This is a genomic window from Ectothiorhodospiraceae bacterium BW-2 (genome assembly GCA_008375315.1).
GTDB lineage: Bacteria > Pseudomonadota > Gammaproteobacteria > Thiohalomonadales > Thiohalomonadaceae > BW-2.
Genome location: CP032507.1, coordinates 2307038 through 2320138, shown reverse-complemented (window position 1 = coordinate 2320138; position 13101 = coordinate 2307038). Strand labels below are relative to the sequence as shown.

The 13101-nt window shown below is 55.1% G+C and carries 12 protein-coding genes and 1 tRNA gene; all 13 read right to left on the bottom strand.

From position 1 onward, the window contains the following. Nucleotides 1-7 precede the first annotated feature (7 nt). Nucleotides 8-781, bottom strand: a complete 774-nt coding sequence (locus D5085_11255) for a hypothetical protein (GenBank protein ID QEP43647.1) — start codon at nt 779-781, stop codon at nt 8-10. After that, nucleotides 768-2096 (bottom strand): TolC family protein, encoded by a 1329-nt coding sequence (locus D5085_11250; GenBank protein ID QEP43646.1) that lies wholly within the window; start codon nt 2094-2096, stop codon nt 768-770. The genes D5085_11255 and D5085_11250 overlap by 14 nt, the downstream gene beginning before the upstream one ends. A gap of 25 nt (nt 2097-2121) precedes the next feature. Further along, a complete protein-coding gene (locus D5085_11245) occupies nt 2122-2679 on the bottom strand; it encodes a thioredoxin (GenBank protein QEP45139.1) in 558 nt (185 codons plus the stop codon). Between the two features lie 36 nt (nt 2680-2715). Next, nucleotides 2716-3186 carry a LysM peptidoglycan-binding domain-containing protein gene (locus tag D5085_11240; GenBank protein ID QEP45138.1) on the bottom strand — a complete coding sequence of 157 codons (471 nt, stop codon included), beginning with the start codon at nt 3184-3186 and terminating at the stop codon, nt 2716-2718. Nucleotides 3187-3300: 114 nt separating this feature from the next. After that, nucleotides 3301-4239, bottom strand: a complete 939-nt coding sequence (locus tag D5085_11235) for a 4-hydroxy-3-methylbut-2-enyl diphosphate reductase (protein ID QEP43645.1) — start codon at nt 4237-4239, stop codon at nt 3301-3303. Nucleotides 4240-4241: 2 nt separating this feature from the next. After that, nucleotides 4242-6332, bottom strand: a complete 2091-nt coding sequence (gene pnp / locus D5085_11230; GenBank protein QEP43644.1) for a polyribonucleotide nucleotidyltransferase — start codon at nt 6330-6332, stop codon at nt 4242-4244. Nucleotides 6333-6390: 58 nt separating this feature from the next. Then, on the bottom strand, nt 6391-6660 hold the full coding sequence (locus D5085_11225) for a 30S ribosomal protein S15 (GenBank protein ID QEP43643.1): 270 nt from the start codon (nt 6658-6660) through the stop codon (nt 6391-6393). Between the two features lie 129 nt (nt 6661-6789). Then, entirely contained in the window at nt 6790-7698 is a 909-nt protein-coding gene (gene truB / locus D5085_11220; protein ID QEP43642.1) for a tRNA pseudouridine(55) synthase TruB, read from the bottom strand. Then, nucleotides 7688-8068, bottom strand: a complete 381-nt coding sequence (rbfA, locus tag D5085_11215) for a 30S ribosome-binding factor RbfA (GenBank protein QEP43641.1) — start codon at nt 8066-8068, stop codon at nt 7688-7690. Before rbfA ends, truB begins: the two co-directional genes overlap by 11 nt. Continuing rightward, the gene (locus tag D5085_11210) at nt 8065-10788 is read right to left on the bottom strand and encodes a translation initiation factor IF-2 (protein ID QEP43640.1); all 2724 of its coding nucleotides are present in this window, start codon (nt 10786-10788) and stop codon (nt 8065-8067) included. The genes rbfA and D5085_11210 overlap by 4 nt, the downstream gene beginning before the upstream one ends. 13 nt (nt 10789-10801) lie before the next feature. Beyond that, the gene (gene nusA, locus D5085_11205; protein ID QEP43639.1) at nt 10802-12307 is read right to left on the bottom strand and encodes a transcription termination/antitermination protein NusA; all 1506 of its coding nucleotides are present in this window, start codon (nt 12305-12307) and stop codon (nt 10802-10804) included. Between the two features lie 72 nt (nt 12308-12379). Further along, a complete protein-coding gene (rimP, locus tag D5085_11200) occupies nt 12380-12841 on the bottom strand; it encodes a ribosome maturation factor RimP (GenBank protein ID QEP43638.1) in 462 nt (153 codons plus the stop codon). 115 nt (nt 12842-12956) lie between these two features. Beyond that, nucleotides 12957-13033 (bottom strand) — tRNA-Met (locus D5085_11195). Between the last annotated feature and the right edge of the window lie 68 nt (nt 13034-13101).

Below are 13101 nucleotides of genomic sequence, written 5' to 3'. Positions count from 1 at the left end.
CCCAGAACTACGGTAAAAAGACCTCCTCACCGGCAACCAGACCTGGCTGCCACGGCACCGTATAGCTATGGTAGAGGCTCTCCTCACCGGAGCGATTGACCAAGCCGGCATAACTCGCCTCTAGCTCTTTGCCATCGACCCGCACGGTAATACGGGGCTCCGGTGCCATTGACCCCTGACGAGCGGTAATAAAGCGTAGCTGAGTGGCCGGCACCACCGTTATGAGCGATCGAGTGGCCGTGGCGGCGTTAAAGCGATCGCCTAGTTGACTATCGAGTCGGACGACCATCGCCTCAAAAGGTGCTCGTAAAGTCCGATAGCGCAGGGCTCTGTCGGCCTGCTGCAGATTCAGCTTCGCCTGTTGTCGGGCGCTTTCGACCTCGGCTAGTGCCACTTCACCTAACTCCCTCTCCCGCTCAGAGATAAGCGTTCTATCGTAGAGATCGCGAATACGATCATGCTCTCGCAGTGCGGCTCGGTGCTGTAGCTCTGCCCTGTTAAGCTCGGCGGTAGCGGCGCTCACCGCCTGCTGCTCAACTTGGTTATTGAGTTGTAGCAGTAGCGCCCCTCGACTCACCCTCTCTCCAGGGGTGACGGCAATCTTAACCACCTCGCCAGAGTCAAGAGGGGCTAGCGGCAGCGTCGGCAGCCAGTGCAACACTAAAAGCTGCAACGATTCGGCGACAACTCTAGTCGCTGGCAATAGCAGCAATCCGAGCATGAAACAGAGGGTCAAGAGTCGTGACATAGCAAATTTCCCGTTATTCTCAATGATTACCATTCGCACTACCGGCTAACAGGGGTCGCCAGTGGCCATTTAGCAGCGCATCGAGCTCCTCGTGTGCCAACATTAACGCCATCTGTGTCTGTAGATAGCGCTTTTGCGCCACCGACATCTCAATCATCGCATCGCCTAAATCGGCCTGAAACTCCATCTCATAGTTCGCGCGACTATTGTCGAGATAGTACTCTCGGTAGAGGGTATGGACGCGACTGGCCTGAAGCTGCTGGCTAAGTTCGGAGAGTTGCAACCAGAGCTCCAGCGCCCGATTGTAGAGCCTGTCTCGTAGCTGCTGCTGTTCACTCTGTCGCTCTGCTCGTTGTGCTGCCACCACCGCTAGCTCCGCGTTGCGTTGACCTCGGTCACTTAACGGCAGCGTCAGCTTCAGACCGATGCGCCAGCGGTTAGCACCATCTTCGGCCTCTGCCGGGCCATCAGCTACCTCGGCCTCACCGTGTAGCGTCGCCCCAAAGCCCCGATCTAGCGCTAACTGCTGGCGCTGTAACACAGCTAACTGCTGCTCCACCACCGCTAGCTGCAGATTGTGCTGCTGCAATAGCTGATTTACCTTATCGAATGGCGGTAGGGGCTGTTCAGGCGGATAGGTCAGGGAGGGCATTAGCAGCTCAGATGGGAGTTGACCGGTATGCCCTAGTACAGTGGCGAGCAAGGAGCGTTGATAGCGCTGATCGTTTTGGGCTTGGCGCTTTTCGAGTAAAATCTGTTGGTAGGCAGACTCTAAACGCAACCCCTCTAACTCAGAACTTTGACCTAAAAGTTGACGCTCACGCTGGCGATCAAAGCGGATAAAGGCGATTGAGAGGCGCTCATCCAGATAGTTATTGTGCAGATCGGCTAGCAGTACCGCAAAAAAGCGCTGCATCACCTCTAGCCGCTGCTGATAGGTGCGCTGCCGCTCTTGGAGCTGCACCTCCTGTTCGCTCAAATCGAGCGCCTGCCAAGAGAGATCGGTACGGCCAAAGTCGGTGAGTTGCTGGCGATAGAGCAGGGCGAGTCGGTGATCATCAAAACGGGGATCGAGCCCCTCATCGGTCACGCCACGCCAGCGCAGCCGCCCCTCAAGATCGAGCTGTGGCGCCTGGCGCTGCTCCAGTTCGGCTCGCCGCTGCTCTAATCGCGCCACCTCACTCTGCTGCTGCCAAGCGACCGCGCCACGCAGGGTTGTCGCATAGTCGAGCGCACTCTCAAGCGTCAACGGTTCTGGCAGTGGCACCGCCTCCTCAGCGTGCGCCCAAGGCAGTGAGAGTAGTAGTACGAGGATAGCGGCTCCTTTACTCACCATCGCGCTCACCATAACGGTGTGATGAACAAGGCCACTGTTACTGGCGATGACGCCGTTTGAACTGCACAAACCGCTCGTTTTTATAGTGCTGTTCGGCCACAAAGCGCCCCATTAACAGAAACTCCTCTACGCCGGAGGTTTTGCCGGTAAAGCGGTGCACCAACTGACCCTCTAGGTCAAAAAAGGCGGTCACTGGGGTTGCCCTAACGCGATGCGCTTTGGTCGCAAACTCCTTCTGCTTCATGATAGCGCCACTAAAGTCGGTTATCTCGACATCCCCTTCGATATCGACACTAAAGATACGAAAGTGCTCTCGAAAATAGTCCTGAACCTCACTACGATTGAGAATAGTCTCCTTCATGTAGTGGCAGAAGGGGCACTCATCCATCTCAAAAAAGAGCAGCACCCCCTTTTTCCCCTCCTCCTGAGCTAACGCTAGCTCTTCGGTAAAATCGTAGAAGGTCTCCTGAAAAAAGTGGCTTTGAGCGTCTCGAATCTCTGCCTGTAACGGTGAAACAGCCGAAACAGCCAGCAGCAGCAGCGCTGCGATGCTGTGCCACAGACCGACACGACACGGTGAGCCACATTTAATCATCAAAAACATCGCCCCTCCTCCTAACACGCAGCTAAGCTACTCGACCAGATAGCGACGGTCGCTCTCCTCGATCTCGCCTAATGACCAAGCGCCGCGATGACGGGCGTGGGCAACAGCGGCCTCCATCTGCGAGGTGGTGGCATTGCGCTCTATCTCCAGCACCTGGCCTGGATAGATTAAATCGGCATCTTTAATCTGGTGACGGTTAGTTTTATAGATCATCGGCCAATGATAGGGGTTACCATAGATAGCGCTTTTAGCAGAGATACGCCACAAACTATCCCCGCGGGCGACCTCGTAGCTCCCATTCGGCACGACGGTGGACTCAACGACCGGTGCTGTCTGAACCTCAACTACCGGCTCCGGCTCTGGTGCAGGCATAGGTTCCGGCGTGTTGACAACCACAATCGGCTTCTCTTCAATCTCTTGGGTAGAGGAGCAACCGACGGCGACGACGCTAACTAGCGTGGCGAGCAATAGCTGCCGACCTAAAGTGGTATATTGCATGGTAATATGTCCTTTCATTGAATTTAAGTTGAATCATCAGTAGCGTTAGTATAGCTCAAAAAACGACCCTCAACGCAACCCCCATCACAAAAACAGACCCCACTAGCATAACCTTTAGCGCAACATTTTCGGTAGGGGGAAGATAATCTCTTCGTTAGAGCGCTGCGGTAGCGGCTGGTAGTCAACCCCCTGCTGCTGTAGATAGGCAATCACCTCTTCGACCAGCACCTCAGGTGCCGAGGCTCCGGCGGTGAGACCGATCCGCTCCCGTCCTTGTAACCAGTGCAGCTGAATATCTGCCGCGCTATCGATTAAATAGCTCTCGCACCCCGATCGAGCCGCCACTTCACGCAGGCGGTTGGAGTTAGAGCTGTTGGCCGAACCGACCACTAATAGCAGATCACACTGCTGCGCCAGCGCCTTAACCGCCTCCTGACGATTTTGGGTAGCGTAGCAGATATCCTCCCGATTTTGCCCCCTGATATCGGCAAAATGGCGTTTTAGAGCCTCAACAATGTCACGGGTATCCTCCATCGATAGCGTGGTTTGGGTGACATAGTAGAGCGGCCTTGGCTGTTTAAACGCCAGTTTAGCCACATCGGCAACCGATTCGACCAGCACAATCTCCCCACCGGCGCTACCGTGATAGCGCCCTAAGGTGCCCTCCACTTCAGGGTGACCGGCGTGGCCAATCATCACCACATTATCCCCATCTCTATCGTGACGAGCGACCTCAAGGTGGACTTTTGTCACTAAGGGACAGGTGGCGTCAAAGACTTGTAGCTGCCGCTGCCGCGCCTCATCGACCACCCGTTGGGAGACACCATGGGCACTGAAAATGACGGTACTCTGCCTCGGAACCTGCGCTAGCGTATCGACAAAGACAGCGCCCCTCTGTTGTAGCTGCTGCACCACAAAACGGTTATGAACTACCTCATGGCGAACATAGACCGGAGTACCGAAGAGCTCTAGCGCGCGGTTAACGATGGCAATAGCCCGATCCACACCGGCACAGAAGCCGCGTGGATTGGCTAGTTGCAATTCGGCAGCCACCTCTAGTCGCTATCAGCCGCCTTCATACTCAGGCGAATACGCCCCTGCTTATCGATTTCGAGTACTTTAACTCGAATAACATCCCCTTCTGAGAGCTTATCACTCACCTTCTCGACCCGCTCTTCAGAGATTTGGGAGATATGGACTAGGCCATCCTTGCCCGGTAACACCGTGACAAAGGCACCAAAATCCATCAACTTCACCACTTTGCCCTCATAGGTCATGCCGACTTCGACATCGGCCGTTAGCAGTTCAATCCGCCGCTTCGCCTCCTGACCGGCAATGTTATCGACCGAGGCGATCTTAACATTGCCCTCATCGTCGATATCGATACTCACTCCGGTCTCTTCGGTCAGAGCACGAATGGTCGCGCCCCCTTTGCCGATGACATCACGAATCTTATCGGGGTTAATGCGGAAGGTGATATAGCGCGGTGCGTAGTCGGACATCTCCTCTCTCGGCGCGGCGAGAACCCGATTCATCTCACCGAGAATATGGAGCCGTCCTGCGTGCGCCTGCTCTAGCGCCTGCGCCATAATATCGCGGGTGATCCCCTCTATCTTAATATCCATCTGTAGCGCCGTGATCCCTTCGGCAGAGCCTGCGACCTTAAAATCCATATCGCCGAGGTGATCCTCATCGCCCATAATATCAGTGAGCACCGCAAAGCGGTCACTCTCTTTGATTAAGCCCATAGCAACGCCGGCCACCGCAGCCTTTAGCGGTACGCCTGCATCCATCATCGATAGCGAACTACCGCAGACGCTAGCCATGGAGCTAGAGCCGTTCGATTCGGTAATCTCCGACACCACCCGCACGGTGTAGGGGAACAGCTCTGGATCGGGCATCACCGCCGCCACACCGCGCTTAGCTAAGCGACCGTGGCCAATCTCACGCCGCTTAGGGCTCCCTACCATACCGGTCTCCCCTACACAGAAGGGGGGGAAGTTGTAGTGGAGCAGAAAGTGGTCTTTGTGCTCGCCCTCAATCGCATCAATAATTTGTGCATCCCTTGCCGTACCGAGTGTCGTCACTACCAGCGCTTGGGTCTCACCCCGGGTAAAGAGAGCTGAACCGTGGGTTCGTGGTAGGAGACCGGTACGAATGGTAATGGGACGCACCGTTGCCGTATCGCGACCATCAATGCGGGGATGGCCGGCAATAATCTGGCTGCGCACAATCCTCTTCTCCAGTTTGCCGATAGCGCTGCCGATCTCAGCCGCTTCCCAATACACCTCAGCCGACTCATCACTGAGTTTGGCAATAACATCGCTGCGAATTTGGCTCAATTTGGCATAACGGGCCATTTTGTCGCTAATTTGGTACGCTTCGCTCACCCCATCGCTCGCTAGCGCGGCGACAGCGTCCGCAAGCGCACTATTTGCCTGCGGCGGCTGCCACTCCCAATCGGGTTTACCGGCCTCCGCCTTTAACGCTTTGATCGCCTCAATCACCGTCTGCATCTGCTCATGGCCATAGACGACCGCACCGAGCATCACCTCTTCGCTCAGTAGCTGCGCCTCCGACTCCACCATCAGCACCGCACTTTCGGTGCCAGCCACGATTAAATCGAGCTGAGACTCGGTCAGCTCACTCATCGATGGGTTGAGCAGATAGGCACCGTCACGATAACCGACGCGAGCTGCACCGAGAGGGCCATGAAAGGGGACTCCCGATAGGGTTAGCGCGGCTGAGGCACCGATCATCGCCGGAATTTCGGCATCAATATCGGGGTCAAGTGACATCACGGTGGCAATCACCTGCACCTCATTGGTAAAGCCATCGGGGAATAGTGGCCGCAAAGGTCTATCGATCAAGCGCGAGGTGAGGGTCTCTTTCTCACTCGGCCGCCCCTCACGCCGGAAAAATCCGCCCGGAATCTTGCCAGCAGCATAGTTACGCTCCTGATAGTTAACCGTTAGAGGAAAGAAGTCACGGCCCTCGACCGCCTCTTGCAGAGCCACGGCGGTAACCATGACCACAGTATCCCCCATACTGCACATAACGGCTCCGCTCGCCTGTTTGGCGATCTCTCCCGTTTCAAGACGAACGGTATGTGCTCCGTATTGGAACTCTTTGATGGTAGCTGACACGATGATTGAATCCTGACTGATTATTTAGGTGGCAATAGACGAGTTATTGTTGCGTGTTCTATTTACGCAGACCGAGACGGGAGATAATCGAGCGATAGCGCTCAACATCTTTACTTTTAAGATAGTCTAGCAGCTTACGACGCTGACTAACCATCCGCAGCAGACCACGGCGGCTGTGGTGATCGTGAATATTGGCCTTAAAATGGCCCGAAAGCCCATCGATATTGGCCGACAGCAGCGCAATCTGCACCTCTGCCGAGCCGGTATCGCTCTCATTTTTGCCATACTGTTTGACAATTTCGGACTTCTGTTCGCAAGTTAGTGACATATTTTTTTGACTCCTAGTCATACACAACGCGGAAAACCGCTATTTTACCCCCTCACAGCCGCCTGTTTCCAGATCAATTGTGACTGTGAGACAAAAACCGTTGATAACCGATCGACTCTATCGCTATAGCTAGTGCTGAATAATCCGTTTCGGCCCGATACGACCATCGTCGAGCACGACACCCACACCAATAAAACGCCCATCGCCGCTATAGAGCCGCACCCATCCGCTTGCCGGCGCTGCGGCAATTTGAATCGGCTGCCCCTGCTGCAGGTAGAACTCGCCGGTAGGCGTTACGCTAAGTGGGGTAAAATCGGCGACCGCCCGATCCAACCCGACTAGCCACTGCTCCCTCTCTGCCGGACTCTGCACCGACTCTAACTGCGCCATGGTCACCATCTCAGAGGCCTGAAATGGCCCTACCGCAGTTCGTTCTAGCTGTGACAGGTGGGCACCGCAACCGAGCTGTTTGCCAATATCCTCCACCAAGGTGCGAATATAGGTTCCCTTAGAGCAGAAGACCTCTAACAACAGCGCATCTTGCCGCTGCTGCTGGAGCGTCAGCTCATAGATAGTCACTCGTCGTGGCTGCCGCTCAATCTCTTTGCCCTCCCGTGCGAGCTTATAGAGGGGCTGCCCTTTATGTTTTAAGGCCGAATACATCGGGGGTAGCTGCTCAATCTCGCCCCGAAACTGCTCTAGTACCGACTCTATCTGCGCCAAACTCAATGGGGGGACATCACAGCTCTCGATCACCTCCCCTTCGGCATCAGCGGTCGTTGTCGTTACCCCTAGTTGACAGGTGCCGACATAGCGCTTAGTCGCATCGAGTAAAAAGGCTGAATATTTAGTCGCCTCGCCAAAGCAGATCGGTAACATCCCACTCGCGAGCGGATCAAGGTTACCGGTGTGCCCCGCTTTAGCCGCCTGATAGAGCCGTTTTACCTGCTGCAACGCATGGTTAGAGGTAGCTCCAATCGGCTTATTCAGTAATAAAATACCGTTAACTGGCCGCCCTTTAGGTCGCCTACGCCCCATCTTTGTCCCTCTCCCGCTTATCACTAGCTAGTGCTTGATTGATCACTTGGCTTAGTCGCGCCCCCTGTTCGACAGAGCTATCATAGACAAACTGCAACTTCGGAATCCGCTTTAGATGTAACAGCCGCCCTAACTCACCCCGCCAGTGGCCCGCGGCACGATTTAGCCGCAGCAGCCACGCCTGCCGCTGCGATAGCTCATCGGGAATAAAAGTCACAAAGACCCGTGCTACCGATAGGTCGGGAGCAACCTCGACTCCCGATAGGGTTAACAGCATCCCCGGTGGGCTCTCCATATCGTGGCTAATGAGCGCCGAGAGCTCTCGCTGTAGCAGCTCACCTAGACGACGGTTTCGACTGAACTCTTTCACAGGCTCCGTTTCACCTCTATGCGCTCATAGACCTCGATCTGATCGCCGACCTTAACATCGTTGTAGTTTTTGACCCCAATGCCGCACTCAGCTCCCGCCTTAACCTCATTCACATCCTCTTTGTAGCGGCGCAGCGACTCTAGCTCCCCCTCATAGATGACGATATTATCGCGCAGTACCCGAATCGGGTTGTGCCGTTTTACCATCCCATCTATCACCATACAGCCGGCAATGGCGCCAAATTTGGGCGAACGGAACAGATCACGCACTTCGGCTAGACCGATAATAGCCTCCCTAAACTCTGGGGCGAGCATGCCGCTCATCGCCAAACGAACCTCGTCGATCACCTCGTAGATGACGCTGTAGTAGTGGAGATCGATCTCCTGCTCGTCAATAACTCGTTTTGCGCCGCTATCGGCACGGACATTAAAGCCGATGATAATCGCATTAGAGGCGACCGCTAGATGGGCATCCGATTCATTGATACCCCCTACCCCACCGGCCACAATTTTCACTCTGACCTCGTCAGTAGAGAGATTGAGCAGCGCGTCACTAATCGCCTCAACAGAGCCTTGCACATCGGCCTTTAGCAAGATATTCACGGTATTGACATCGCCATCTTCCATGCGGTTAAACATCTGTTCGAGTTTCGCCTGCTGCTGTCGGGCAAATTTGACCTCACGGAATTTCCCCTGCCGAAACAGGGCAACCTCGCGCGCCTTTCTCTCATCGGTAACGGTCACAAACTGTTCGCCGGCATCGGGGGTGCCAGAGAGCCCTAAAACCTCAACCGGAATCGAAGGCCCTGCTCTCTCCACCGGTCGCCCCGCCTCATCTAGCATCGCTCTAATGCGACCAAACTCATGTCCGGCCAGAATAATATCGCCCTTTTGCAGACAGCCGCTCTGTACTAACAGTGATGAAACTGTCCCCCGCCCCTTATCGAGACGAGATTCGATCACCACCCCTCGCGCCTGGCCGTGATCAATCGCTTTAAGCTCCAGCACTTCGGCCTGTAGCAGAATCGACTCCAGTAGCTCATCGATCCCCTCACCACTCTTAGCGGAGACATGGACAAACATCGTATCGCCACCCCACGCCTCGGGGATAACATTGAGCTGCGCCAGCTCATTTTTCACCCTATCTGGATCGGCTTCGGGTTTGTCGATTTTGTTTATCGCAATAATTAACGGCACCCCGGCGGCTCTTGAGTGCTGTACCGCCTCCCGAGTCTGCGGCATCACCCCATCATCGGCTGCAACCACCAAAATGACGATATCGGTCGCCTCTGCCCCCCTCGCCCGCATAGCGGTAAAGGCCGCGTGGCCGGGAGTATCGAGAAAGGTGATCACGCCGTGCCCGGTTTCGACATGGTAGGCACCGATATGTTGGGTAATCCCCCCCGCTTCACCAGCGGCGACCCGAGTCTCGCGAATATGATCTAACAGCGAAGTTTTACCGTGGTCAACATGGCCCATAATCGTCACTACCGGTGCACGAGTCACCGCATCCGCCTCATCGCCGCTTTGGTGAATCACCTCCTCTTCAAGGGCATTCTCCTTCATCACAACGGCTCTATGCCCCATCTCCTCGACCACAATAATCGCCGTCTCTTGATCCAGAATCTGATTAATGGTGACCATCGAGCCCATCTTCATCATTACCTTAATCACTTCAGCCGCTTTAATCGACATCTTTTGCGCTAAATCGACCACGCTAATCGTCTCAGGCAACGACACCTCATAGACCACGGGGGCCGTCGGCTTAGAAAATTCGTGTTTAGGGGCAGAGGAGACGACCGGGGAGAGGCTCTTTCTCTTTTTGCGCCGACCACTCTTTTCGCTAGCGACATGGAGCTCTTTGGCCTCATCGACTCGGCCACTACGACTCTTTTTGATGCGTCGCTTTTTATCATCTTTGTAGTCATCTTTAGCGACGACAACCGGCAGCTCTAACTCATCCTCATCTTCCACCGTCACCGCCGCCGCCGCCACCACCGCTGTCGCTGTCGCCGCACGATCCGCCTTCGCCCCCTTTTTAGGGGTGGTCACTGCGACCTTAGGCTCCCCCTTTGCCTGCCGCGCCGAGTCACTCGCTGCGAGTTGGCGTCTCATCTCCTCCTCTTTAGCTAGCCGCGCCGCCTCCTCTTTAGCACGCAGCTCCTCTTCGGCCTGTTTACGAGCCTCTTCGAGCTGACGCGCCTCCGCCTCCTTGCGTCTAGCCTCCTCTTCGCGCCGCTCTCTTTCGGCTGCCTCTCTACGAACGGCCTCCTCCTTCGCTTGACGACTCTCCTCTAAATGCTGCTCTAGTCGTTCGACCATCTGGGCATCCTCCTGACGACTCTGCGGCGTATCAAGCAGACTGCGCTTCACATAAGTTCGTTTCTTGCGCACCTCGACATGCACCGATTTACTACGACCAACACTCCCTTTCTGCTTCAGCTCACTCATTGAACGACGCTTTAAGGTGATCTTCTTCGGTTCGGTCGCGGACAGGGAGTCCTCAACAGGCTCACTCTCGGCCTCCTGCGGCTCTCCCGCACTGCCAAAACCGTGCGACTTCTTCTGGCGCAGATAGGTTAATAAGCGGCTCTTATCTTCATCGTTAAGGCGATCTGAGGCACCATTAACCGACACACCGGCCTCCAGCAACTGTTCAAGCAGTAGAGACAGGTCGACATCAATAAGCTGAGCAAATTTTTCAACTGAGACTTCTGACATTTAACTCTCCCGACTAGGCGCTATTTTGCTGTTCAGAGAACCAAGGTTCCCTCGCTTTCATAATCAACTTACCGGCCAATTCGGAGCTGATACCCTCAATGTCGATTAAATCATCGACAGCCTGCTCTGCTAACAGCTCCATGGTCGTAATCCCCTCTGCAACTAGACTCTGCAGTAGTTGTGGGGTCATCCCCTCCATCGTTGCCAAATCGTCATTCGCTGTATCGTTACGGTGCTCCTCTTGGGAGATCTCCCGAGTCAAGAGTGCATCACGAGCGCGGGAACGCAACTCAGTCACAATCTCCTCTTCGAACTCTTCGACAGCTAATAGCTCGTCAATAGGGACATACGCCACCTCTTCGAGCGAAGCGAACCCCTCCTGCACCAAGATAATCGCCACCTCCTCATCGACACAGAGCGTATCTTGGAACATCGCAATCGTCCCCTGCGATTCAGACTCATTCTTCTCTTCGGCTTGCGATTCGGTCATCACATTCAACTCCCAGCCACTGAGTTCACTCGCTAGGCGCACATTTTGTCCATTACGACCAATCGCGAGCGAGAGCTGATCGTCAGCGACCGCTACATCCATTGCGTGCGCCTCCTCATCGACAATAATCGACTGCACATCAGCAGGTGACATGGCATTAATGACAAACTGAGCGGGATTATCGTCCCATAGCACAATATCGACCCGCTCACCATTGAGCTCATTGGTCACCGACTGCACCCGAGAGCCACGCATACCGACACAGGCACCGACTGGGTCGATGCGCTGATCTTTAGTGCGGACTGCAATTTTGGCCCGTAGGCCGGGATCGCGTGAGGCGGCCATAATCTCAATCACCCCTTCACCGACTTCAGGAACCTCAATTTTAAATAGCTCGACAATAAACTCCGACACCGTGCGACTGACAAAGAGCTGCGGCCCCCGCGCCTCCGGTCGAACCGCGTAGAGATAGCCGCGCAACCTATCGCCACTACGAACCGCCTCGCGCGGGATCAGGTGATCGCGACTAACCAGCGCCTCGACACTATTGCCCACATCCAAAATAACCGCGCCGCGCTCCATCCGTTTAACAATCCCGCTAATTAGCTCACCGACACGACTCTTATAGGCATCGACCACTCGGCTACGCTCCGCCTCCCGCACCTTTTGCACAATCACCTGCTTCGCGGTCTGGGCAGCGATGCGGCCAAACTCTATCGACTCGATAGGCTCCTCAACATAGTCACCTACCGCAATCTGCGGGGCATCCTCACGGGCCGCACTTAGGGTGATCTGCCGCTGGGGGATTTCGAGGATCTGGGTCTGGCTGTCATCCACCACCTCCCAACGACGAAAGGTCTCATAATCGCCACTGCTGCGCTCAATCGCCACCCGTACATCGATGTCGTTACCGTACCGCTTTTTCGTTGCCGAGGCCAGTGCACTCTCGATCGCGCTGAAGATAATCTCTTTATCCACAGCCTTCTCATTTGACATCGCCTCAACGACTAGCAAAATCTCTTTATTCATTCTCTTTCTGTCCCTCAAAACCCCGAATTAGCCAAGTGGCGTGACAGAGCGACTCTGCCACGCCAACACCCCTCACCACTGCGGTACTAAATGAACCCGATCGGCCTCCTCCATGGTAAAGCTCAGCTCATCCTCACCCCCTAAATCGAGTGCAATCGAACCGTCACTCTCCACCCGGGTGACGACCCCCTGAAATTTGCGTCGTCCAGAGACCATCTGCCGTAACCGCACACTCACTGTCTGACCACAATAGCGCTCCACCTGCGCTGGCGTAAATAGCGGTCGGTCGAGTCCGGGCGAGGAGACCTCCAGAGTATAGTCACCCCGAATCGGATCCTCGACATCAAGCACCGCGCTTAGCTGACGACTGACGGTGGCACAATCATCGACAGTTATCCCATCGGGAGAGTCGATAAAGACCCGCAACACGCTATGGCGCCCCTGTGACAATAGCAACACGCCCCACATCTCGAAACCGAGAGCGGTAATCGACGGCGCTAAAAGCTGCTCAATATTTTTCACCTGCCATGCCATTCCAAAAAAAAATGGGCCATACGGCCCATCCTGTTATCAATTAATGTTACCTGCACCTCTATGCAGGCCGGTCAGTCCGGTACCAATAAAAAACCCCGTTAAACGGGGCTAAATTTGGTAGCGGGGGCAGGATTTGAACCTACGACCTTCGGGTTATGAGCCCGACGAGCTACCGGACTGCTCCACCCCGCATTCGACGAGAGCAATAGTAGCAAAGAGCCCCGCCTATTGCAACAGCCAACTGCAAATTCGGCCAATAT